Source organism: Bradyrhizobium sp. MV1.5 (assembly GCF_055807615.1).
On sequence record NZ_JBVVPL010000016.1, the window covers coordinates 74,357 to 97,390 of the forward strand.

General features: G+C 65.7%; 17 protein-coding genes and 1 pseudogene. 17 read left to right on the forward strand and 1 reads right to left on the reverse strand.

The annotated features are described in order from the left end of the window. Window position 1 precedes the first annotated feature (1 nt). From ftsL to recN, 17 genes are all read left to right on the forward strand, one after another. Complete coding sequence (gene ftsL / locus AC0L2J_RS17365) at window positions 2-394, forward strand: cell division protein FtsL (RefSeq protein ID WP_007613549.1); 393 nt, start codon at window positions 2-4, stop codon at window positions 392-394. Beyond that, window positions 391-2,145 carry a peptidoglycan D,D-transpeptidase FtsI family protein gene (locus AC0L2J_RS17370; protein WP_007613547.1) on the forward strand — a complete coding sequence of 585 codons (1,755 nt, stop codon included), beginning with the start codon at window positions 391-393 and terminating at the stop codon, window positions 2,143-2,145. Before ftsL ends, AC0L2J_RS17370 begins: the two co-directional genes overlap by 4 nt. Before the next feature lie 84 nt (window positions 2,146-2,229). Next, window positions 2,230-3,702, forward strand: coding sequence for a UDP-N-acetylmuramoyl-L-alanyl-D-glutamate--2,6-diaminopimelate ligase (locus AC0L2J_RS17375; RefSeq protein WP_473392391.1), 1,473 nt, complete (start codon window positions 2,230-2,232; stop codon window positions 3,700-3,702). Next, on the forward strand, window positions 3,699-5,078 hold the full coding sequence (locus AC0L2J_RS17380; RefSeq protein WP_473392395.1) for a UDP-N-acetylmuramoyl-tripeptide--D-alanyl-D-alanine ligase: 1,380 nt from the start codon (window positions 3,699-3,701) through the stop codon (window positions 5,076-5,078). Before AC0L2J_RS17375 ends, AC0L2J_RS17380 begins: the two co-directional genes overlap by 4 nt. 164 nt (window positions 5,079-5,242) lie before the next feature. Beyond that, window positions 5,243-6,346 carry a phospho-N-acetylmuramoyl-pentapeptide-transferase gene (gene mraY / locus AC0L2J_RS17385; RefSeq protein WP_007600847.1) on the forward strand — a complete coding sequence of 368 codons (1,104 nt, stop codon included), beginning with the start codon at window positions 5,243-5,245 and terminating at the stop codon, window positions 6,344-6,346. A gap of 7 nt (window positions 6,347-6,353) precedes the next feature. Then, a complete protein-coding gene (gene murD / locus AC0L2J_RS17390; protein ID WP_473392399.1) occupies window positions 6,354-7,754 on the forward strand; it encodes a UDP-N-acetylmuramoyl-L-alanine--D-glutamate ligase in 1,401 nt (466 codons plus the stop codon). Window positions 7,755-7,951: 197 nt separating this feature from the next. Next, window positions 7,952-9,103, forward strand: coding sequence for a putative lipid II flippase FtsW (gene ftsW, locus AC0L2J_RS17395; RefSeq protein ID WP_473250435.1), 1,152 nt, complete (start codon window positions 7,952-7,954; stop codon window positions 9,101-9,103). A gap of 183 nt (window positions 9,104-9,286) precedes the next feature. Then, window positions 9,287-10,387 carry an undecaprenyldiphospho-muramoylpentapeptide beta-N-acetylglucosaminyltransferase gene (gene murG / locus AC0L2J_RS17400; protein WP_473392402.1) on the forward strand — a complete coding sequence of 367 codons (1,101 nt, stop codon included), beginning with the start codon at window positions 9,287-9,289 and terminating at the stop codon, window positions 10,385-10,387. Between the two features lie 137 nt (window positions 10,388-10,524). Continuing rightward, entirely contained in the window at window positions 10,525-11,928 is a 1,404-nt protein-coding gene (murC, locus tag AC0L2J_RS17405; RefSeq protein ID WP_473250437.1) for a UDP-N-acetylmuramate--L-alanine ligase, read from the forward strand. 4 nt (window positions 11,929-11,932) lie between these two features. Beyond that, a complete protein-coding gene (gene murB / locus AC0L2J_RS17410; RefSeq protein ID WP_473392405.1) occupies window positions 11,933-12,853 on the forward strand; it encodes a UDP-N-acetylmuramate dehydrogenase in 921 nt (306 codons plus the stop codon). A 22-nt stretch (window positions 12,854-12,875) separates the two neighbouring features. Further along, window positions 12,876-13,862 (forward strand): D-alanine--D-alanine ligase family protein, encoded by a 987-nt coding sequence (locus AC0L2J_RS17415; RefSeq protein ID WP_473392409.1) that lies wholly within the window; start codon window positions 12,876-12,878, stop codon window positions 13,860-13,862. A gap of 348 nt (window positions 13,863-14,210) precedes the next feature. Next, window positions 14,211-15,239, forward strand: a complete 1,029-nt coding sequence (locus tag AC0L2J_RS17420) for a cell division protein FtsQ/DivIB (RefSeq protein WP_063995229.1) — start codon at window positions 14,211-14,213, stop codon at window positions 15,237-15,239. Further along, window positions 15,236-16,558, forward strand: a complete 1,323-nt coding sequence (gene ftsA, locus AC0L2J_RS17425) for a cell division protein FtsA (protein ID WP_007613530.1) — start codon at window positions 15,236-15,238, stop codon at window positions 16,556-16,558. The genes AC0L2J_RS17420 and ftsA overlap by 4 nt, the downstream gene beginning before the upstream one ends. Window positions 16,559-16,645: 87 nt before the next feature. Continuing rightward, the gene (gene ftsZ, locus AC0L2J_RS17430) at window positions 16,646-18,451 is read left to right on the forward strand and encodes a cell division protein FtsZ (protein WP_007600865.1); all 1,806 of its coding nucleotides are present in this window, start codon (window positions 16,646-16,648) and stop codon (window positions 18,449-18,451) included. A 359-nt stretch (window positions 18,452-18,810) separates the two neighbouring features. Continuing rightward, window positions 18,811-19,773 (forward strand): UDP-3-O-acyl-N-acetylglucosamine deacetylase, encoded by a 963-nt coding sequence (lpxC, locus tag AC0L2J_RS17435; RefSeq protein WP_473392415.1) that lies wholly within the window; start codon window positions 18,811-18,813, stop codon window positions 19,771-19,773. Window positions 19,774-20,036: 263 nt separating this feature from the next. After that, entirely contained in the window at window positions 20,037-20,942 is a 906-nt protein-coding gene (locus AC0L2J_RS17440) for an outer membrane protein assembly factor BamD (protein WP_063995232.1), read from the forward strand. A gap of 13 nt (window positions 20,943-20,955) precedes the next feature. Then, window positions 20,956-22,629 (forward strand): DNA repair protein RecN, encoded by a 1,674-nt coding sequence (gene recN / locus AC0L2J_RS17445; RefSeq protein WP_473392418.1) that lies wholly within the window; start codon window positions 20,956-20,958, stop codon window positions 22,627-22,629. A 90-nt stretch (window positions 22,630-22,719) separates the two neighbouring features. Here recN and AC0L2J_RS17450 read toward each other — a convergent pair. After that, window positions 22,720-23,006, reverse strand: a pseudogene (locus AC0L2J_RS17450) (GIY-YIG nuclease family protein). Window positions 23,007-23,034: the final 28 nt, after the last annotated feature.

Below are 23,034 nucleotides of genomic sequence, written 5' to 3' on the forward strand. Positions count from 1 at the left end.
CATGCGCTTCATCCACCTCCTCGTCATCGGCGCGCTGATCTTCGCGGCGGCCTATGTCTATAGGATCAAGATGGACTCCACGGCGCGCACCGAAAAGGTGCTGCGGCTGCATGCGGAGATCCGCGAGCAGCGCGATGCGATCGCGGCGCTGCGCTCCGAATGGGCCAAGCTCGATGCGCCCCAGCGCCTGCAAGGCCTGTCCGATCGGCATCTGCAGCTCAAGCCGGTCAACGGCACGCAATATGATTCACTGAAGAATTTGCCCGAGCGTCCGCCGCGCATGTTCAGGCCGGGCGAGCCGGATCCGATCGGCGCCATGCTCAACACCATCGAAGCCGCCAGCGATCCCGATAATGTGACGGGCTCCGTGCCTCAGCCCGAGGACAAGCCATGAGTGCTGTGACCCCGGCCAAACCGGCAGAAAAGCCGACCGAGCCTTGGCGGCAGCGGCTGATCCGCAGCCTGCTGTACGGGCGCAACGTCGATCGCGCGGCCAAGGCGCGGGCGCGTGTCGGCCTGGCGATGCTCGCCTTCGGCGCGGTTTACGCCCTGATCGGCGGCCGGCTCGTGATGTTCGCGATCGGCGCCGACGCGCACGGCGCGCGCCGCGCCGCGGCGCAGGAGGTGGTCGCGACCGCGCGGCCCGACATCGTCGATCGCAATGGTGCGATCCTCGCGACCGACGTCAAGGCGTCGAGCCTGTTCGGCGAGCCGCGCCGCATCATCGACAAGGACGAGGCGATCGAGCTTCTGACCGCCACTGTGCCCGACCTCGACGAGGCCGAGGTGCGCGAGCGCCTGAAGACGCGCAAGGGATTCGTCTGGCTCAAGCGCGAGATTACGGCGAAGCAACAGCAGGACATCCACAAGCTCGGCATTCCCGGCATCGGCTTCCTGCGCGAGAACAAGCGCGTCTATCCGACCGGCAACGAGGTCGCCCACGTCATCGGTCTGGTCAACATCGACAACCAGGGCATCGCGGGCATGGAGAAGTGGCTCGACAATCAGGGGCTCGCCGATCTCCATCGCGCGGGCTTTGCCACCGACCGGCTGCAAAAACCGATCGAGCTCTCGGTCGATCTGCGCGTCGAGCACGCACTGCGTGACGAGCTGCTGAAGGCCAAGGAGAAATACCACACCAAGGCCGCCTCCGGCATCGTCTCCAACGTCAAGACCGGCGAGATCGTGGCGATGGTCTCCCTTCCGGACTTCGATCCCAACAGTCCGAAGGAGGCGCACGACCCCGACCGCATCAATCGCCTGACCACCGGCGTCTACGAAATGGGATCGACCTTCAAGGCATTCACGCTGGCGATGGCGCTGGATTCCGGCAAGATCAATTTGAATTCGTCGTGGGACGCGCGCGGAAACCTGCACTACGGCAAGTTCACCATTCACGACAGCCACGCGCTTGGACGCTTCATCAACACCAAGGAAGTGTTCACCTATTCGTCCAATATCGGCGCTGCGCGGATCGCGCTCAGCCAGGGCGTCGAGGCCCACAAGGCGTTCCTTGCCAAGATGGGACAGTTGACGCGGCTGCGCACCGAGCTGCCGGAGAGCGCGGCTCCCCTGGTGCCGCGACGCTGGGGCGAGCTGAACACGGTGACCATCGCGTTCGGCCAGGGCATGTCGGTGGCGCCGCTCCAGGCGGTGATGGGCATCAACGCGCTGGTGAACGGCGGCTATCTGATTCCGCCAACCTTCATGAAACGGACCGAATCCGAAGCGGCGGCGATGGCCAAGCGCGTCATCAAGACGGAGACCAGCGACAAGATGCGGTTCCTGATGCGGCTCAATGCCGAAATCGGCACCGCCAAGACCGCTGACGTCAAGGGTTACTATGTCGGCGGCAAGACCGGCACGTCCGAGAAAGTCATCAACGGCCGCTATGCCAAAAAGCGGGTGCTCAACTCCTTCACCGCGATCATGCCGTGCGATGATCCGAAATATCAGATCCTGATCATGCTGGACGAGCCCCAGGCGATTCCCGAAACGAAGGGTTTCATCACCTCGGGCTGGAACGCGGTGCCGACCGGCGGCAAGGTGATCGAGCGGATCGCGCCGCTTTTGGGCGTCGAACCGCGGTTCGATCTGCCGCCGTCCGAGCGCCTTATTCTTGCAGCATCCAGGACAACCCAGTAATCAACCGGGTGGGCCGTTGCCGCTGCTGAGTCGGGATTTCCCTGGAGATTCGGCGATCCGGTCCGGCATGTCGACTGGAAGACCATGAAGCTGCGCGACCTCCTCGATCAGGACGTTCAGGGCAATGACGCCGCAATCGAGCCCGCCGTCGCGGCGCTCGACGTGACCGGCGTTGCCCTCGACAGCCGCGCGGTCAAGCCGGGTCATCTCTTTTTCGCACTTGCGGGCAGCAAGACCGACGGTGCGCGCTTCATCGATGCCGCGATTGCCGCAGGCGCGGTGGCGGTCGTCGGCGAGCATGCGCCTGATGGCTGCAAGGTGCCGTTCATCTCAGTCGCCAATCCGCGCCGCGCGCTGGCGCTGGCCGCGGCAAGATTCTATCCCGCGCAGCCCGCGACAATTGCGGCGGTGACCGGCACCAGCGGCAAGACCTCGGTCGCCGCATTCACCCGGCAGATCTGGGAACGGCTCGGGCACGCCTCCGCCAGTATCGGAACCATCGGCCTGGTCTCGCCCAAGCGTACCGTCTACGGCTCGCTGACGACGCCCGATCCGATCGCACTGCACCGGCAGCTCGACGAGATCGCCCGCGAGGGCGTCACGCATCTCGCCTTCGAGGCCTCCTCGCATGGGCTCGATCAATATCGCCTGGACGGCGTGCGCGTGTCCGCCGGCGGCTTCACCAATCTCTCGCGCGACCACATGGACTACCATCCGACGGTCGCGCATTATCTCGCGGCCAAGCTCAGGCTGTTCCGCGAACTTGTCCCGCCGGGGGGCGCGGCCGTGATCTCGGCCGATCATGATTGCTCGGCGGAGGCGATCAGTGCTGCGAATTCGCGCGGCTTGCGCGTGATGGCGGTCGGTCGCAACGGCGACGGGGCAGGCGAGGGCATTCGTCTCGCCGGTGCGGAGGTCGAGGGGTTTTCGCAAATGCTCGCGCTCGAACATCACGGCAAGCGGTATGCGATCCGGCTGCCGCTGGTCGGCGAATTCCAGATCGAGAATGCGCTGGTGTCGGCCGGCCTCGCCATCGGCACCGGCAGCGACGCCGCAAACGTGTTCGCGAGCCTCGAACGTCTCGAAGGCGCCAAAGGCCGGTTGGAGCGCGTCGGCGAGCGCAACGGCGCGCCGATCTTCGTCGACTATGCGCACAAGCCCGACGCGCTGGCCAAGGCGCTGCAGGCGCTGCGTCCCTACGCCAGGCGCAGGCTGGTCGTCGTGTTCGGCGCCGGCGGCGACCGCGATGCCGGCAAACGTCCGATCATGGGCGAGATCGCGGCTGGCAACGCCGACGGCGTCATCGTCACCGACGACAATCCGCGCAGCGAGAAGCCGGAATCCATCCGCGCCGAAATCCTCGCCGCCGCCAAGGGCGCCCGCGAAATCGGCGACCGGGCCGCGGCGATCCGCACCGCGATCGCGGAATTGGAAGATGGCGATGCGCTGCTCATCGCCGGCAAGGGGCACGAGATCGGGCAGATCGTCGGCGGAGAGGTTTTGCCCTTCAGTGATCACGAGGCGGTCGCCGCCGCATTAGCGTCGAGGATTGCATGAGCGCGCCCATATGGACGGTGGCCGAAGTGGCGCGCGCGCTGGGCGTTGCCGGATCATTCCCGGACACGCCGATCGACTTCGTCACCCAGGACAGCCGGCTGGTGAAACCGGGCAGCCTGTTCGTGGCGCTGAGCGGCACCCCGAGCGGCGGCTTCATCTCGGCCTTCGCCAGCGCGCGTGACGGCTGGGAGTTCGCGGACAAGGCGGAAGCTTCCGGCGCGGTCGCGATGATCGTGCCGCACGAGATCGCGGGCGTCCGCATTCCGCAGATCGTCGTCAAGGACACGCTGATCGACGGGCTCTGGGGTCTTGCGCGCGCGGCACGTGCGCGCTTCAGCGGACCGGTGATCGGGCTCACCGGCAGCGCCGGCAAGACCAGCACCAAGGAATTCCTCGCGGCCTACCCCAATGCCTATGCCAGCCCGTCGAGCTTCAACAATTTCTGGGGCGTGCCGCTGACGCTGTGCAATGCGCGCCCCGATGCCAGTCTCTGGGTCGTCGAGATGGGCATGAACCAGGCCGGCGAAATTGCGCGGCTCAGCGAACTGACGCGGCCGACGGTCGCGCTCGTCGTCAACGTCCAGCCGGTGCATCTGGAGAAGCTCGGCTCGCTCGAAGCCATCCGCCGCGAGAAGGTGTCGATCGCACTCGGCCTGCCCGCGGAAGGCGTGCTGGTGCTGCCCGCCGGGATCAAGGCGCCGGACTGGAAGGGCAAGGTCATCCGCTTTGGCGACAAAGCCGAGGTGCACGAGGTCGCGCACGCGCCGCATGGCGACAGCTGGCAGGTCGTGGCCGCGCTCGGCAAGAAGGAGATCGCGTTCAGCCTGACGCCGGGCGCGCCGCACCGCGTCCAGAACGCGCTCGCCGCGCTTGCATCGATCCGTGCGGCCAACCTCGATGCGGCCACGCTTGCGATCAAGCTCGACCGCGTCGGCATCATGACCGGCCGCGGCGTCGAGCAGGCGGTCGGCGGCGTCACCGTGATCGACGACAGCTTCAACGGCAATCCCGCCAGCGTGGCTGCCGCGCTGCAAAGCCTGCAGGCGCGCAACACGACCGGCGGCCGCCGCATTGCGGTGCTCGGCGACATGCTGGAGCTCGGCGACGGCGCGCCGGCCTATCACACCGACCTCGCCAGGCATCTCGACGGCATCGACGCCGTCTATTGCGTCGGGCCCCTGATGCGTCACCTGTTCGAAGTGCTTCCAGCCGGCAAGGGCCTCGGCTGGCACGACGACCCCGTTACGCTGAAGCCGGGCGAGGTCGCAAATCTGCTGAGGGCAGGCGATGTCGTGGTTGTCAAGGGCAGCAAGAAGATGTTCTGGGTCAACAAGTTTGTGCCGGGCCTAGTGGCCGCCTTGCAGGCAAGGGCGTAAACTGCTTGGAAGGCGCTGTTCCCGAATCCCACCCTTTCCGGCGCGAAGCCGTTCGTTTTCTTTAGAGGTCGCCCGACCCCATGATGAAGACCAGCGAATGCGCGTGAGGCAGGTTGACAAGGCCAAGATCAAGGCGCGTGCAAAGGCGCCATAGGACCGTCTGAATGTTTTACTGGTTGATCGAGCTCTCCAACACATTTCCGGGCTTCGGTGCCGTTCGCACCTTCCTGAACGTCTTCCGTTACATCACCTTCCGCACCGGCGGCGCTGTCGTCACCGGCGCGCTGTTCGTGTTCCTGTTCGGGCCCTGGATCATCGACCATCTGCGCATCCGCCAAGGCAAGGGCCAGCCGATCCGGGCCGATGGTCCGCAATCGCACCTCGCCAAGAAAGGCACGCCCACCATGGGCGGCCTGATGATCCTGTCCGGCCTCACGGTCGGCACGGTGCTGTGGGCCAATCCGCTTAACCCTTACGTCTGGATCGTGCTGGCGGTGACGCTCGGTTTCGGCTTCGTCGGCTTCTATGACGATTATCTCAAGGTGACCAAGCAGACCACGACCGGCTTCGGCAGCAAGCTCCGCCTGCTGATCGAGGCGGCGATCGCGCTTGTGGCCTGCTACGCGCTGGTGCGGCTGAACCGCGATCCCGCGTCGACCGCGCTGACGATTCCTTTCCTGAAGGACACCGTGCTGCATTTCGGCTGGTTCTTCGTCGTGTTCGGCGCCTTCGTCATCGTCGGCGCCGGCAACGCGGTGAACCTCACCGACGGTCTCGACGGCCTTGCCATCGTGCCCGTGATGATCGCGACCGCGAGCTTTGCGATGATCGCCTATCTCGCCGGCAACGCGGTGTTCGCCGATTATCTCCAGATCAAATATGTCGCCGGCACCGGCGAGCTCGCCGTGCTCTGCGGCGCGCTGCTGGGCGCCGGTCTCGGCTTCCTCTGGTTCAACGCGCCGCCGGCCTCTATCTTCATGGGCGACACCGGCTCGCTCGCGCTCGGCGGCATGCTGGGTGCGATCGCGGTCGCGGTGAAGCATGAGATCGTGCTCGCGGTGATCGGCGGCCTGTTCGTGCTGGAGGCGGTCTCCGTCATCGTGCAGGTGGTGTCGTTCAAGATGACGGGAAAACGCATCTTCCGGATGGCGCCGATCCATCACCATTTCGAGCAGCTCGGCTGGACCGAGCCGCAGATCGTGATCCGGTTCTGGATCATCTCGGTGATGCTGGCGCTCGCCGGCTTGTCGACGCTGAAGCTGCGGTGACCGCTCGATGATCCCGGTCACGTCCTTTGCCGGCAAGACGGTCGCGGTGTTCGGCCTCGGCGGCTCGGGGCTCGCGTCCTGTCACGCGTTGAAGGCGGGCGGCGCCGAGGTGATCGCCGCCGACGACAATGCCGAGAACGTGGCCAAGGCCGCGCAAGACGGCTTCATCACGGCTGATCTGCGCAACGTCTCCTGGGCGAATTTCGCCGCGCTGGTGCTCGCGCCCGGCGTGCCGCTGACCCACCCGGTGCCGCATTGGAGCGTGCTGAAGGCGCGCGAGGCCGCTATCGAGGTGATCGGCGACATCGAGCTGTTCTGCCGCGAACGGCGCCGCCACGCACCGGATGCGCCGTTCGTCGCCATCACCGGCACCAACGGCAAGTCGACCACGACGGCGCTGATCGCGCACCTGACCAAGGTCGCCGGCTATGACACCCAGATGGGTGGCAATATCGGCACCGCGATCCTGTCGCTGGAGCCGCCGCGCATGGGTCGCGTCCACGTCATCGAGATGTCGTCCTACCAGATCGACCTCACGCCCTCGCTCGACCCCTCCGTCGGCATTCTGCTCAATGTCAGCGAGGACCACATCGATCGGCACGGCACCATCGCGCATTACGCCGCGGTGAAGGAGCGTCTCGTTGCCGGTGTGCAGGCCGGCGGCACCGCCATCGTCGGCGTCGACGACGGTTTTTGCCGAGATATCGCCGACCGGCTCGATCGTGCCGGCAAGAATGTCGTCCGCATCTCGGTCAGGAATCCGCTGGCCAGCGGCATCCATGTCGAGCATGGCAATATCGTGCGCAATTCGGGTGGCGCGCGCAGTGAAATCGCGGCACTCGGGGGCATCGGTTCTCTGCGCGGCCTGCACAATGCGCAGAATGCGGCCTGTGCCGCCGCCGCCGCACTCGCGATGGGCATCGATCTCGATGTCTTGCAGAACGGCCTGCGCAGCTTTCCGGGCCTCGCGCACCGCATGGAGCAGGTCGGCCGCCGCGGCAACGTGCTGTTCGTCAACGACTCCAAGGGCACCAATGCCGATGCCACGGCGCATGCGCTGTCGTCCTTTTCGGACATCTTCTGGATCGCCGGCGGCAAGCCGAAGGCCGGCGGAATCACCGGCCTCACCGGCTACTTCCCGCGCATCCGAAAGGCCTATTTGATTGGAGAGGCGGCGCGGGAATTTTCCGGCACGCTCGGTACGCAAGTGCCGCACGAGATCAGCCAGACTCTCGACGTCGCGGTCGAGCAAGCCGCGCGCGATGCGGAGGCGTCGGGCATCACTGACGCGGTCGTCCTGCTGTCACCCGCCTGCGCCTCCTTCGACCAGTATCGCAACTTCGAAATCCGCGGCACCAGGTTCCGCGAGCTGGTGCAGGCGCTGCCGGGCGTGAAGCCGGCGGTGTAGCGAGTTTCTCGTGTCCCGGACGCGCGTAGCGCGAGCCGGGACCCAGAAGCGACAATGGGCCCCGGCTCTGCAGCGCACCGCGAGGGCGCTGCGCTGCGTCCGGGGCACGAGACTCTTCAAAACTTGAACAGCTCCTTAACCCTGCGGTAACCAACCTCGGCGACCAATGGACCGACCTCTGTCCGAAAGCGGCCGCCATGCTCTCCCGTGAAGAACGCACCCCCTTTTCCGAGTGGTGGTGGACCGTCGACAAGCCGCTGATGGGGGCCATCCTGGCACTGATGCTGACCGGCGTGATCCTGTCGCTGGCAGCGAGCCCGCCGGTTGCGACCCGGATCGGGCTCGATCCTTTCCACTTCTTCAGCCGCCACGTGCTGTTCCTCCTCCCGTCCTGCATCGTGCTGCTCGGGGTGTCGTTCCTGTCGCCGCGGGCGATCCGCCGCTCGGCCCTGATCATCTTCGCGGCCAGCATCATTCTGATCGTGTTGACGCTCGCGATCGGCCCCGAGGTGAAGGGCTCGCGGCGCTGGATCACGCTGATCGGCGTCAATATCCAGGCCTCCGAAATCGCAAAGCCGTCGTTCGTCGTCATCGCCGCCTGGCTGTTTGCGGAATCGACCAAGCGGCCAGAGATGCCGGCGACCTCGATGGCGCTCGCGCTGCTCCTGATGCTGGTCTCGCTTCTCGTCATGGAGCCCGACTTCGGCCAGACCATGCTGATCCTGATGGTGTGGGGCTCGCTGTTCTTCATCGCGGGCATGCGGATGATCTGGGTGTTCGGGCTCGCCGGCCTGGGCGCCGCCGGGCTGTTCAGCGCCTATCTTTTTGTTCCCCACGTCGCTGGTCGCATCAAGCGCTTCATGAATCCGGCTTCGGGCGACACCTTCCAGGTCGATACCGCCATGGAGGCCTTCTACAATGGCGGCTGGTTCGGGCTCGGACCGGGCGAGGGTATCGCCAAGCGCAGCCTGCCGGACAGCCACACCGACTTCGTGTTCGCGGTTGCCGCCGAAGAGTTCGGCATCATCCTGTGCCTCGCGATGCTGGCACTTTTTGCCTTCGTCGTCATCCGCACGCTGTCGCGCGCCTATGCCAACGAAGACATGTTCTCGCGCTTCGCTGCTTCGGGTCTTGCGATCCTGTTCGGCGTGCAGGCGGCCATCAACATGTCGGTCAATCTCCAGCTCATCCCGGCCAAGGGCATGACGCTGCCCTTCATCTCCTATGGCGGCTCCTCGATCGTGTCGCTGGCCTATGGTGTCGGCATGATGCTCGCGCTGACACGGCTGCGCCCGCGCACCGAGGTCGAGGCGAGCGGCCACGCCGAGGCGATGCGCAGCTACGCGTGATCGCGTGTGCCGGACAAGCGCAGCGAAGCGGAGCGCAGAGCCGGGACCCAGAATGTCGCAGCAATGGGCCCCGGTTCAGCAGCGCACCACGCCGCCAAGGGCGGCGCGTTGCACTGCGCCCGGGGCACGAGCATTGTGTGGGCGGCTCGCAATGACGGGGGAGACACTGTAAAACTCCTCGCCATGGACACCTCCCCCCTGATTCTTCTCGCCGCGGGCGGCACCGGCGGCCATCTGTTTCCGGCCGAGGCGCTCGGCGTCGAGCTGATCCGGCGCGGATACCGAGTCCGCCTCGTCACCGACGAGCGCGCGCTGCGCTACAGCGGACTGTTCACCAAGGACATGATCGACGTCGTTTCGAGCGAGACTGCGCGTGGACGCAATCCGCTGCAACTCGCCTATGCCGGCCTGACGCTCGCGGCCGGAACGTTGTCCGCCTACAGCCTGATCAAGCGACTGAAGCCGGTCGCCGTCGTCGGCTTCGGCGGCTATCCGACGCTGCCGCCGCTGGTCGCGGCAAGATTCGCCGGCGTGCCCGGCATCATCCACGACGCCAATGCCGTGCTCGGTCGCGCCAACCGATTCCTGTCGAGCCGCGTTCGCGCCATCGCGACGTCGTTGCCTGGCGTGCTCGACCGCGATCCGGCGCTATCGGGCAAGACAACGACGGTCGGCACGCCGATGCGCCCCGCAATCCTCGCCGCAGCTGGCGTGCCATATGCTGCGCCTGAAGTGAACGGCCCGCTGCGGCTGCTCGTCGTTGGCGGCAGCCAGGGCGCGCGTATCATGGCCGACATCGTGCCGGGCGCGATCGAGCGCCTCGAGCCCGCACTGTGGAGCCGGCTCGTCCTCACCCAGCAGGTGCGCGACGAGGACATGGCGCGCGTTCGTGCGGTTTACGACAGGCTGAAGATCAAGGCCGAGCTTGCGCCGTTCTTCACCGATCTGCCGGCTCGGCTCGCCTCCAACCATCTGGTGGTGTCGCGCTCAGGCGCCGGCACGGTGGCCGAACTCGCCGCGATCGGACGGCCCTCGATCCTGGTGCCGCTGCCGGGCGCGATCGACCAGGACCAGTTCGCCAATGCCGGCGTGCTGGCAAAGGTCGATGGTGCGGTCCGCATTCCGCAGACCGAGTTTTCCGCCGATCGCCTCGCCGCCGAGATATCCGCCTTCGCCGCCGAGCCCGCGCGTCTTGCCGCCATGGCCCAGGCCGCCCGTGGCGCCGGCCGGCTCGACGCAGCGGAGCGGCTGGCCGATCTGGTGGCCAAAATCGCGGGAATCTGACGCGAAATTGGCCGGAATTCCTACTTTTGCCGTCATGGCCGGGCTTGTCCGGCCATCCACGTCTTGCAAGAAGTGGTAAGGATTCGTGGATGCCCGGGACAAGCCCGGGCATGACGAAGGGAACTGCGGGATACGCCATGAGACTGCCGCGCGAGATCGGACCCATCCACTTCGTCGGGATCGGCGGGATCGGCATGAGCGGCATCGCCGAGGTGCTGCTCAATCTCGGCTACTCCGTGCAGGGCTCGGACGCCTCCGACAATTACAATCTCGACCGCCTGCGCAAGAACGGTGCGAGGGTCTCGGTCGGCCACAAGGCGGAGAACGTCGACGGGGCCGACGTTGTCGTGGTCTCCACCGCGATCAAGCGCGACAATCCGGAACTGACGGCGGCGCGCGAACGGCGCATCCCCGTGGTGCGCCGCGCCGAGATGCTGGCCGAGTTGATGCGGCTGAAGAGCTGCGTCGCCATCGCCGGCACGCACGGCAAGACCACCACGACCACGATGGTCGCGACGCTGCTCGATGCCGGCGGCCTCGATCCCACCGTGATCAATGGCGGCATCATCAACGCCTACGGCTCCAACGCGCGGCTTGGCGCCGGCGACTGGATGGTGGTCGAAGCCGACGAGAGCGACGGCACGTTCCTGAAGTTGCCGACCGAGGTCGCGATCGTCACCAATGTCGATCCCGAGCATCTCGATCACTTCAAGACCTTCGAGGCTGTGCAGGACGCGTTCCGCCATTTCGTCGAGAACCTGCCATTCTATGGCTTCGCCGTGATGTGCATCGATCATCCCGTGGTGCAGACTCTTGTCGGCAAGATCGAGGATCGGCGCATCATCACCTACGGCGAGAATCCGCAGGCCGACGTGCGCTTCGTCGACCTCACCCCGATGGGCGGCGGTTCGAAGTTCAAGGTTGCCTTCCGCGATCGCAAGACGGGCGCCGTGCACGAGATCTCCGATCTCATGCTGCCGATGCCGGGACGCCACAATGCCTCCAACGCGACCGCTGCGATTGCGGTCGCGCGCGAACTCGGCGTGTCGGACGAGGCGATCCGCAAGGCGATCGCCGGCTTCGGCGGCGTCAAGCGCCGCTTCACCAAGACCGGCGAGTGGAACGGCGTCACCGTCATCGACGACTACGGCCATCATCCGGTCGAGATCGCGGCGGTGCTGAAGGCGGCGCGGGAATCCACCAGCGGCAAGATCGTCGCCGTCGTGCAGCCGCATCGCTACACCCGGCTGCAGTCGCTGTTCGAGGAATTCTGCACCTGTTTCAATGATGCGGATGCGGTGATCGTCGCCGAGGTCTACGCCGCAGGCGAGGCGCCGATCGAGGGCATCGACCGCGACCATTTCGCCGCGGGTCTGCGCGCCCACGGCCACCGCGAGGTGATCCCGCTGCCGGCTGCGTCCGATCTCGCCGGTATCGTCAAGGGCGTGGCGAAGTCGGGCGATCTCGTCGTGTGCCTAGGGGCCGGCAACATCACGCAATGGGCGTATGCCTTGCCGGATGAGTTGAAGGCGCTGGGGTAGGGCAGTGGGCTTCCCCGACATCACACCCGACCTCAAAGCCGCGATGCCCGATCTTCGTGGCCGGCTGCTGGCGAACCAGTCGCTCGCCGAGCTCACCTGGTTTCGCGTCGGTGGTCCCGCGCAGGTGCTGTTCACGCCGGCGGACGAGGACGATCTCGCCTACTTCCTCGCGCATCTCGCAGGCGACATTCCCGTCTATGTCGTTGGCGTCGGCTCCAACCTGATCGTACGCGACGGCGGCATTGCCGGCGTGGTGGTCCGTCTGGCGCCGCGCGCGTTCGGCGAGGCGCGCGCGAGCGGCGACGTGGTCACCGCGGGCGCGGCCGCGCTCGATAAGCGCGTGGCGGAAGTCGCCGCGTCGGCCAATATCGGCGGGCTCGAATTCTATTTCGGCATTCCCGGCACGATCGGCGGCGCGCTGCGCATGAATGCGGGCGCGAATGGCGGCGAGACCCGGGACGTGTTGATCGAGGCGCGAGGCGTCGGGCGCGACGGCACGAAGCACATCTTCTCCAACGCCGACATGAAGTTCGTCTACCGCAACAGCGGCGTCGATCCCTCCATCATCTTCACCTCCGCGCGCTTCCGCGGCGAGATCAGGGATGCCGACGCGATCCGCGCGCGCATGGCGGAAGTGCAGACCCATCGCGAGACCGCGCAGCCGATCCGCGAAAAGACCGGCGGCTCGACCTTCAAGAATCCGCCCGGCCATTCCGCCTGGAAGCTGGTCGATGCCGCCGGCTGCCGCGGTTTGCGCGTCGGCGGCGCCGAGGTCTCCGAGATGCACTGCAATTTCCTGATCAACACGGGCAATGCCACCGCGCACGACATCGAGACGCTGGGCGAGACCGTCCGTGAACGGGTGAAGGCAAATTCCGGAATTGAGCTACACTGGGAAATCAAGCGGATCGGAATTCCCGGCTAATTTGGACAAGCGACGAGAAAACATGCGCATTACCATCCTCTTCGGCGGCTCCAACCGCGAACGTCTGGTTTCCGTCGCCTCAGCTCAGGCACTGCATCAGGCGCTACCCGAGGCCGATCTCTGGTGGTGGGATGTCGAGGACAAGGTGCATGTCGTGCAGTCCAGACAGCTGCTCGAACATGCCCGCCCCTTCGAAGACGAGTTCAAGCCGGGCACGTCGGGCATTCCGTTGGCGCAGGCGCTCGACCAGGCCAGCGCGGAGAACCGCGTGCTGGTGCTCGGCCTGCATGGCGGGCGTGCCGAGAACGGCGAATTGCAAGTGATGTGCGAGGCGCGCGGCGTGCCTTTCACCGGATCGGGCTCGGCCTCCTCGCATCTCGCGTTCGACAAGATCGCGGCCAAGCATTTCGCTGCGCTCGGCGGCGTGTCGCCGCCGGCGAACGTTGCGCTGGACCAGATCGACGAGGCCTTCGCCGAATACGGCCGACTGATCGCAAAGCCTGCCAGGGATGGCTCGAGCTACGGCCTGATCTTCGTCAACGCCAGGCAGGATCTCGTCGCCGTCCGCAATGCCGCCAAGCACGAAGAGTACGTGATCGAGCCCTACATCGCCGGCGTCGAGGCGACCTGCGGCGTGCTGGAGCGCCCGGATGGCTCGATCATCTCGCTGCCCCCGATCGAGATCATTCCCGGCGAGGGCAGTTTCGACTACGCGGCGAAGTACCTCTTGAAGTCGACCCAGGAGATCTGCCCCGGCCGCTTCGCGCCCGAAATCACCGCCGCGCTGAAGCAGCAGGCGATGCTGGCGCACCGGGCGATGTCCTGTACCGGCTATTCCCGTTCGGACTTCATCGTCTCGGACAAGGGGCTGGTCTATCTCGAAACCAACACGCTGCCCGGCCTGACCAAGTCCTCGCTCTACCCCAAGGCGCTGAAGGCCGACGGCATCGCGTTCGTCGACTTCCTGCGCGGCCTAGTCGAGCTCGCTGTGGCCGGTGTGCGAAAATAATTAGGACTGGTTAACGGCCGAACTGGCGAAACGGACGGTTTTGGAACCCAAAACCGGTAAAATGCCGGATATTGCGGCATAAATGCCTCACAGGCCTGGGCAAAAAGCTCACGTCGTTAACGAACTTTACCTTTTGTTTACCAGGACGTCCGAAGGTTAACGCTGGCGGCGCATATGACGCTTTGGCTGCCGGCGCGTGGACCGTTGCGGGTGTTGTCACCCCTAGCGAACGCTCTGAAGGGGAGAGGTTTTCTCTGCTGAAGACCAGCACCCGGCCCGGTAAGTCGGAGACGTCATGTTCGCAGGACCCGCGCGATGTCGCGGGCAAACTGTTGACGAGCTCGTGCAATGGATGGAGCAGGAAGCCTCACTCGGTCGCTTTTCAGATCGCTGAGGCCCCAAGCTGACCTGAAGGCGGCCGCTATCGGAGCGGTCGTGCTTCTGCGCGAGTGGGTGCAGGACAAGCGCCAGGAAAGAGTTCACGGCGCGCGTGCTGCCGCCAAGGAAAAGATCAGGGCCAAAGCCGTTATCGAGCGCGAGCCGCCGCCGCGGCTGGTTGCGCTTGTCGAGCGCTATCTGCCGCGCCGGGTCGGGATCAGCATGACGGTGCTGCTCCTGATCGGAAGCTGCGGCTTCGGTATCGTCAAGGGCGGCCATCTCCAGGATTTCATCACGGCGGTCAACGACACCCGTAACGCGCTGGCCAATTCCGCCGGCTTCCGCATCACCTCCGTCGTGATCAACGGCCGCAAGCAGCTCAGCCAGGACGAGATCCTCGCGATCGGCGGCGTCAGCGGCCGATCCTCGCTGCTGTTCCTCGACGCCGACGCCGTGCGCGACAAGCTCAAGGCCAATCCCTGGATCGCGGATGCGACCGTGCTGAAGCTGTATCCGGGTCAGCTCATGATCGAGCTCACCGAGCGCAAGGCGTTCGCGCTGTGGCAGGAGGCCGGCCGGCTCTCCGTCATCTCCGATGACGGCGCCGTGCTCGAACCCTACGTCTCGCGCCGCTTCCTGTCGCTGCCGCTCGTGGTCGGCAAGGGCGCCGAGACGCAGGCCCGCGACTTCCTCGCTTTGCTGGCGCGCTATCCGCAGGTCAATTCCATCACCAAGGCCGCGATCTTCGTCGGCGAGCGGCGCTGGAACCTGAGGCTCAAGGACGGCCTCGACATCCGGCTGCCCGAACAGGACGTCGGCAACGCGCTTGCGATGCTGTCCAGGCTCGACAAGGAGGACAGGCTGTTCTCCCGCGACATCGTCGCGGTCGACCTGCGCCTGCCCGATCGGCTGGTGGTGCAGCTGTCCGAGGATGCCGCCAAGGCGCGCGACGATTTGTTCAAGGACAAGAAGAAGAAAAAGGCCGGGGACGCTGCATGACCGGTCTTGATCGCACCCAGACACCGAAGACACGCCCGATGCCGCACAAGCGCGGCGGCCTCGTCGCCTGCCTCGACATCGGCACCAGCAAGATCGCCTGCATGATCGCGCGGCTGAAGCCGTCGGCGCCGAGCGAAGCCCTGCGCGACCGGACCCATGCGGTGGAGCTGATCGGCTACAGCCAGATCCAGTCGCGCGGCATGAAGGCCGGCGCCGTGATCGATCTCGGCGAATGCGAGCAGGCGGTGCGACAGGCCGTCGGGCTCGCGGAGAAAATGGCCAAGGTGCGGGTCGAGTCCGTGCTGCTGTCGGTCTCCGGTGGCCGGCTCTCCGGTCAGCTGGTCGAAGCTGCGGCCGACATCCGCGGCGGCGCCGTGACGCCGGCCGATGTCAGCCGCGTCACCTCTACCGGCATGCGCCACGCCACCGGCGAAGGCCGCACCGTGCTGCACGCGCTGCCGGTCGGCTACACGCTCGACGGCGTCAAAGGCATCCGCGACCCCCGCGGCATGGTTGCGCATCAGTTCGGCATCGACATGAACGTCGTCACCTGCGACGCCACCGTGGCGCGGAATCTGATGCTGGCGGTCGAACGCTGCCACATCAACGTCGAAGCCATGGCGGCGAGCCCCTATGTGGCAGGCCTGTCCGTGCTGACCGACGACGAAGCCGATCTCGGCGCTGCCGTCGTCGAGATGGGCGCAGGCACCACCACGATCGCGGTCTTTTCCGGCGGCCGCTTCGTTCATGCCGCGGGTTTTGCGGTCGGCGGGCAACACATCACGATGGATTTGGCGCGCGGACTCTCCGCGACCATTGCCGATGCCGAGCGAATCAAGACGTTATACGGGACCGTCATCACCGGCGGATCGGACTCGCGTGAGCTGATGTCTGTACCGACAGCCGGTGACGAGCAGGATCTGCCGCAGATCGTCTCCCGCGCTACCATCGCCAACATCGTCAAGCATCGTGCCGAGGAAGTCTTCGAAATGGTTCGGGACAAGCTGAAGGATTCGCCCTTCGCCTCGGAGCCCAACGGCCGCGTCGTGCTCTCGGGTGGGGCTTCACAGCTCACCGGTCTCGTCGAGCTCGGAACGCAGATTCTCGGCCGGCCCGTGCGGGTCGGACGTCCGCTCGGTTTCGGCCGGCTGCCCAACGAGGCGAAGAACGCCGCCTTCGCGGTGCCGGCCGGACTGCTCGTCTACCCGCAATATGTTCACCACGAACATGTCGAACCGCGGCATACGCGGCAGCAGGTCAGGACGGGGACCGGCGGGTATTTCGGAAAGGTCGGACGATGGCTACGCGAGGGCTTCTGATGACTCCTTCCCGCAATATTCGATTTTCACCAACTCCCGCGGCCGCCGGCCGGGGCGAACCCACGCGCGCGTGATCGAGAGGCAAACATGACCATCAGCATCAATGTTCCTGATATTCACGAACTGAAGCCCCGCATCACCGTGTTCGGCGTCGGCGGAGCCGGTGGTAACGCCGTCAACAACATGATCACGGCGGGCCTCCAGGGCGTCGATTTCGTGGTCGCCAACACCGACGCTCAGGCGCTGACGATGTCGAAGGCGCAGCGCATCGTGCAGATGGGCACGGCCGCCACGCAAGGGTTGGGCGCAGGTTCGCAGCCGGTGGTCGGCGCGGCCGCGGCCGAAGAAGTCATGGACGAGCTCCGCGACCATCTCTCGGGCGCCAACATGGTGTTCGTCACCGCCGGCATGGGCGGCGGCACCGGTACCGGTGCAGCTCCCGTGATCGCCAAGATCGCGCGCGAGATGGGCATCCTCACCGTCGGCGTCGTGACCAAGCCGTTCCACTTCGAGGGCGGCCGCCGCATGCGCACCGCGGAAGCGGGCATCAACGAGCTGCACAAGGTCGTCGATACGCTGCTGATCATCCCGAACCAGAACCTGTTCCGGGTCGCCAACGAGAAGACCACCTTCGCCGACGCCTTCGCGATGGCCGACCAGGTGCTCTATTCGGGCGTTGCCTGCATCACCGACCTGATGGTCAAGGAAGGCCTGATCAATCTCGACTTCGCCGACGTTCGCGCCGTCATGCGCGAGATGGGCAAGGCGATGATGGGCACGGGCGAAGCCTCCGGCGACAAGCGCGCGCTGACCGCCGCCGAAGCCGCGATCGCCAACCCGCTGATCGACGATAGCTCGATGAAGGGCGCCAAGGGCCTCCTGATCTCCATCACCGGCGGCAAGGATCTCACTTTGTTCGAGGTCGACGAAGCTGCGACCCGCATCCGCGAGGAAGTCGACCAGGACGCCAATATCATCGTCGGCGCCACCTTCGACGAGGCCCTCGACGGCCTGATCCGCGTCTCGGTCGTCGCCACCGGCATCGAGCAGGCCGCGATCGCGCGCAACAGCCAGGCCACCAGCGCTCCCGTGGCGAATCCTGCTCCGCAGGCGCAGCAGGCTCCCGCCGCTCCGGCCGCGGCTGCCGAGAGCCGTCTTGCCGATTTGACCGCACGGCTGCGCGCCGACAATCAGCGCATGGCCGAGCGCGCCCAGAAGTTCGAAGCGCAGACCCCGGCCGCAGGAACGGGCCAGTTTGCCGCCGCTCCCACGGCTCCGCGTCCGAACGTCGAGCGCGCTGCGCTTGCCGCCATCGCCGCCGCCGTTGCGGACGTCCCGCAGGCTCCCGCGCCGATGCAGACCTATGGCGACGTCACCGTGCGCCCGATCGCGCAAAAGCCCACGCTGTTCCCCGAGCCCGAGCAGGCGCCGATGGCCATGCATGAGCCGATGACGCCGGAAACCTTCATCCCGCCGCAGGCCGAGCGTGCGCCGGTCCGCACACCGCGGATGCCGCGGATCGAGGAACTTCCGATGCCCGCCCAGGCCGAGCTTCGCCAGGCCCGCGGCGAGGTCGAGGAGGAGACCCCGCAGAAGACCCGGCTGTCGCTGCTGCAGCGCCTCGCCAATGTCGGCCTCGGCCGTCGTGACGAGGAGAGCGAGGCGCCGATCGCGGCCCGCACCGCCGGTCCCGCGATGCCGCCGCTGCCCGATCGCCGCCCCCAGAAGACCGTGGCGCAGCAAATCGCTTCCGCCGAGCCGGTGTCGGAGTATGCCCGTCGTCCCGCGCCGCAGGGTCTGGACATGCACGGTCGTCCCGCGCCTGTTGCCCCGGCGCCACAGGGAGACGACCATCTTGATATCCCGGCGTTCCTGCGGCGGCAGGCGACCTGAGGATTGTTACAATAAGGCAGGCGAAAAAAGGTCCCGGCGGGAAGCTTGCCGGGACCTTTTCTTTTGCCCCGTGCGTGTCCGGATTGCGTAGCCAAGCAACTGATTTTAAATCATTAATTACGTATTCGATGGTTCAGTAAAACTGCTGAAAACGGCTCCGAACTCCGGTCCAATTTGGTTAAGCCTTGGCGCGAATACGGCGGGTTTGGGGTAACAATCGGTAAAAAAGCGTGAGTTGGCGCTGTTTGAGGCAGTGACTATGGTTTGCCGTGACTTGGGGATACGGATTCGGAACGAGCGGTCCAGGCCGCTCAGTCGGTTCAGTATAAGTCGCGATGGTCGTAGTGGGGCGGTTCCTGATGAAATTTAGCCGGCAAACAACGCTTCGTGCGCAAGCCAGTGTGGCAGGCGTCGGCGTTCATTCCGGTCTTCCCGTCACGCTCACGCTTGGGCCTGCGCCTGTCGACGCGGGCTTTGTTTTTGTCCGCACCGGGCTCGAGGGAAGCGACCGCGAAGTCCAGGCCACCGCCGAGCAGGTGATCGCGACCGATTTCGCCACCGTCCTCGGTGATCGCGACGGTCCGCTGGTTTCCACCGCCGAGCATGTGCTTGCTGCACTGCGGGGCATGGGCGTCGACAACGCCATCATCGAGATCGACGGGCCGGAAGTGCCGATCATGGACGGCAGCGCGGCAGCCTTCGTTGCGGCGATCGACCAGGCCGGCATCGTGACCCAGCCGGCACAGCGCCGCTTCATCCAGGTTTTGAAGCCGATCTCGGTCAAGATCGGCGACTCCTTCGGTGAGATCAGGCCCTATGCCGACGGGTTCCGCGCCGAGGTCGAGATCGACTTTACCAATCCTGTCATCGGCCAGCAGAGCTACGCCTTCGACCTGAACCCGGAGCGTTTCCGCCGCGAAGTCGGCCGGGCCCGGACTTTCGGCCTGATGTGCGACGTCGCGCGGCTCTGGAGTGCCGGCTATGCGCTCGGCGCCTCGTTCGACAACACTGTCGTGTTCGACGAGGAGCGGCTGCTCAACACCGAAGGCCTGCGCTACGCCGACGAATGCGCCCGCCACAAGGTGCTGGACGTGATTGGCGACCTCGCGCTGGCCGGTCTGCCGCTGCTCGGCGCCTACCGCTCGGTACGTGGTGGCCACAAGCTGAACCACGCGGTCCTGACCGCGCTGCTCGCCGACCGCACCGCCTGGCGGGTGGTCGAGGGCGAGGCAGCCCGCCGCACCACGCGTCCGGTGGTCGAAACTGGTCGTGGCATCGTCGGTGGCCGGATCGCCGCGGTCTACGGGCCGGACGTTTCCTAAAAGAGAAACAGGTCCTGAAGAGACCCGTTGCCATGGTCGTTTGGCGGCGGCTTTCCCCGGGAAACTCCTGGTAACGATGATCGGCTAGGATTGCGGCGCGTTCGCCTTAATCCGGGCGGAATGCCTGCCTATCCGGTTGGTTGAAGATCGTTTTTCGGTTACACCGGCGTGGCTGCATGGCACGCACCACGGCTATATTTCGCGCCCAGGACGGGGTTCATGGGCTGGCGGATACCGCATCACAGGGCGTCAGGGCAATACTCATGTCGGCACAGCGTATGACGCGCGGATATCTTCAGGCCTGGTCTCGAGAGGTCTCGTCTCGAGCCCGTGGGTTGCTTCAGGTTGTCGCCCTCTTCTTGCTCGCGCTGCCGCTGGCCGGCTGCGGCACCGGCGCGCTTTGGGACAAGTTCATTGCCAAGGACGACACCTTCGTCGAGGAGCCCGCCGACAAGATCTACAATGAGGGCCTGTACCTCATGAACGAGAAGAAGGACATGAAGGCGGCGAACAAGAAGTTCGAAGAGGTCGACCGCCAGCATCCATATTCCGACTGGGCCCGCAAATCGTTGCTGATGTCGGCCTACGCGTCCTACCAGGGCGGCGACTACGACAGCTGCATCGGCGCGGCCACCCGCTACGTCACGCTGCATCCCGGCAGCCCGGATGCGGCCTACGCGCAATATCTGATTGCCGCCTCGCATTACGACCAGATTCCGGACATCAGCCGCGACCAGACCCGCACCGAGAAGGCGATCGCCTCGCTGGAAGAGGTGGTGCGCAAATATCCGACCTCCGAATATGCGACCTCGGCCAAGGCCAAGATCGAAGGTGCGCGCGACCAGCTCGCCGGCAAGGAAATGAACGTCGGCCGCTACTACGCGCAGAAGCGCGACTACACGGCGGCGATCAACCGTTACAAGGCCGTGGTGACGCAGTACCAGACCACCCGCCATGTCGAGGAGGCGCTGTACCGCCTGACCGAGGCCTATATGGCGATCGGCATCGTCGGCGAGGCCCAGACGGCTGCCGCCGTGCTCGGGCACAATTTTCCTGACAGTCGCTGGTACAAGGACGCCTATAATCTTGTAAAATCAGGCGGTCTCGAACCGAGCGAGAATCAGGGGTCCTGGATTAGCAAGACCTTCAAGAAAATGGGTCTCGGCTAGGAAATAGAATTCCATGCTGGCGCGTCTGTCGATCCGTGACATCGTCCTGATCGAACGGCTCGATATCGAATTTGCACCGGGCCTCGCGGTTTTGACCGGCGAGACCGGTGCGGGCAAATCCATCCTGCTCGATGCCTTTGCGTTGGCGCTCGGCGGCCGCGGCGATGCCGGCCTCGTGCGGCATGGGGCGGAGCAGGGGCAGGTCACTGCCGTATTCGATATCCCAAAAAACCATCCCGCGGCCAAGATCCTCGCGGAGAACGGGCTGGAGGATACCGGCGAGATGATTCTCCGCCGGGTCCAGCTCGCCGACGGCCGCACCCGCGCCTTCATCAACGACCAGGCGATCAGCGTGCAGACGCTGAAGGCGGTCGGGGCCGCCCTGGTCGAGATCCACGGCCAGCACGACGAGCGCGCCCTTGTCGATGCCGCCACCCACCGCCGCCTGCTCGACGCCTTCGCCGGTCTCGAAAAGGACGTCTCGGCGGTCGAGGCGCTCTGGGACGCCCGCCGCACCGCCAACAATGCGCTGGAGGAGCATCGCGCCGGCATGGAGCGCGCCGCGCGCGAAGCCGACTACCTCCGCCACGCCTCGGACGAATTGAAGCAGCTCGCGCCCAGGGACGGCGAGGAGACCTCGCTGGCCTCCCGTCGGACCACGATGATGCAGGGCGAGAAGATCGCCTCCGACCTGCGCGAGGCGCAGGAGGCGGTCGGCGGGCACCATTCGCCGGTCGCCTCGCTCTCGGCGGCCGTGCGGCGGCTGGAGCGCCGCGGCGTCAACGCGCCGGCGCTGGTCGAGCCCGCGGTGAGGGCGATCGACATCGCCATCAACGCGCTGGAGGAAGCCGACCAGCATCTGCAGGCGGCGCTTGCCGCGACCGATTTCGATCCCTCGGAGCTCGAACGCATCGAGGAGCGGCTGTTCGCACTTCGCGCCGCCTCGCGCAAATATTCCACGCCGGTCGACGGGCTCGCCGCGCTTGCCGCCAGATATGCCGCCGATGTGGTTCTGATCGATGCCGGCGCCTCACGGCTGAAGAAGCTGGAGCAGGCCGCGATCGAAGCCGACGGGCGCTACGCGGCGGCGGCCAAGAAGCTGTCGATGGCGCGGCAGAAATCGGCGGAGAAGCTCAACAAGGCGGTCAATGCCGAGCTCGCGCCGCTCAAGCTCGAACGCGCCAAGTTCATGACCCAGGTCCAGACCGATGAGGCAGCTCCGGGGCCGCAAGGGTTCGATCGCGTCGAGTTCTGGGTGCAGACAAACCCGGGCACCAAGCCAGGGCCGATGATGAAGGTCGCCTCCGGCGGCGAGCTGTCGCGTTTCCTGCTGGCGCTGAAGGTCGTGCTGTCCGACCGCGGCTCGGCGCCGACCTTGGTGTTCGACGAGATCGACACCGGCGTCGGCGGCGCGGTCGCGGACGCGATCGGCGGACGGCTGGCGCGGCTCGCCGGCAAGGTCCAGGTGATGGCCGTCACCCACGCCCCGCAGGTCGCCGCCCGTGCCGACCAGCATCTGCTGATCTCCAAGGACGCACTGGACAAGGGCAAGCGCGTCGCCACCCGGGTCAATGCGCTTGCCGCCGACCACCGCCGCGAGGAGATCGCGCGGATGCTCGCCGGCGCCGAGATCACCGCCGAGGCGAGGGCTGCCGCGGACCGGCTGCTCAAGGCGGCGACGGCTTGATTGCCACTGTCATTCCGGGGCGCACGAAGTGCGAACCCGGAATCTCGAGATTCCGGGTCTGGTCCTTCGGACCATCCCGAAATGACTCTTTCAATTGCAGATCGACTCGTAACGATCATCCCAATTCGGATTGTCTTTCTCGATCAGTTGAATCTTCCATGCGCGCTTCCACTTCTTCACTCTTTTTCGCGCGTTATCGCCGAGACTGGGTCATCATAAGTCTCGAACCAAACCAGCCGCGTGATGTTGTATTTCGCCGTGAAGCCCGGAATGGCTTTGATTTGATGCTCATAGACGCGCCGTATGAGGTCGTTGGTGACGCCCACATAGATTGCTCCGTCGCGCCGGCTTGCTAGGATATAGACGTAATACGCCATGACTCCCGAGCCTTTCTCAACTGTCATT

Bases quoted from the DNA above. Each gene is read 5' to 3' on its own strand.
- ftsL (WP_007613549.1), top strand. From the start codon at position 2: ATGCGCTTCATCCACCTCCTCGTCATCGGCGCGCTGATCTTCGCGGCG.
- murC (WP_473250437.1), top strand. From the start codon at position 10,525: ATGAGACTGCCGCGCGAGATCGGACCCATCCACTTCGTCGGGATCGGC.
- AC0L2J_RS17415 (WP_473392409.1), top strand. From the start codon at position 12,876: ATGCGCATTACCATCCTCTTCGGCGGCTCCAACCGCGAACGTCTGGTT.
- recN (WP_473392418.1), top strand. From the start codon at position 20,956: ATGCTGGCGCGTCTGTCGATCCGTGACATCGTCCTGATCGAACGGCTC.
- AC0L2J_RS17380 (WP_473392395.1), top strand. From the start codon at position 3,699: ATGAGCGCGCCCATATGGACGGTGGCCGAAGTGGCGCGCGCGCTGGGC.
- AC0L2J_RS17440 (WP_063995232.1), top strand. From the start codon at position 20,037: ATGTCGGCACAGCGTATGACGCGCGGATATCTTCAGGCCTGGTCTCGA.
- lpxC (WP_473392415.1), top strand. From the start codon at position 18,811: ATGAAATTTAGCCGGCAAACAACGCTTCGTGCGCAAGCCAGTGTGGCA.
- ftsA (WP_007613530.1), top strand. From the start codon at position 15,236: ATGACCGGTCTTGATCGCACCCAGACACCGAAGACACGCCCGATGCCG.
- mraY (WP_007600847.1), top strand. From the start codon at position 5,243: ATGTTTTACTGGTTGATCGAGCTCTCCAACACATTTCCGGGCTTCGGT.
- ftsZ (WP_007600865.1), top strand. From the start codon at position 16,646: ATGACCATCAGCATCAATGTTCCTGATATTCACGAACTGAAGCCCCGC.
- AC0L2J_RS17370 (WP_007613547.1), top strand. From the start codon at position 391: ATGAGTGCTGTGACCCCGGCCAAACCGGCAGAAAAGCCGACCGAGCCT.
- AC0L2J_RS17375 (WP_473392391.1), top strand. From the start codon at position 2,230: ATGAAGCTGCGCGACCTCCTCGATCAGGACGTTCAGGGCAATGACGCC.
- murD (WP_473392399.1), top strand. From the start codon at position 6,354: ATGATCCCGGTCACGTCCTTTGCCGGCAAGACGGTCGCGGTGTTCGGC.
- murG (WP_473392402.1), top strand. From the start codon at position 9,287: ATGGACACCTCCCCCCTGATTCTTCTCGCCGCGGGCGGCACCGGCGGC.
- AC0L2J_RS17420 (WP_063995229.1), top strand. From the start codon at position 14,211: ATGGATGGAGCAGGAAGCCTCACTCGGTCGCTTTTCAGATCGCTGAGG.
- ftsW (WP_473250435.1), top strand. From the start codon at position 7,952: ATGCTCTCCCGTGAAGAACGCACCCCCTTTTCCGAGTGGTGGTGGACC.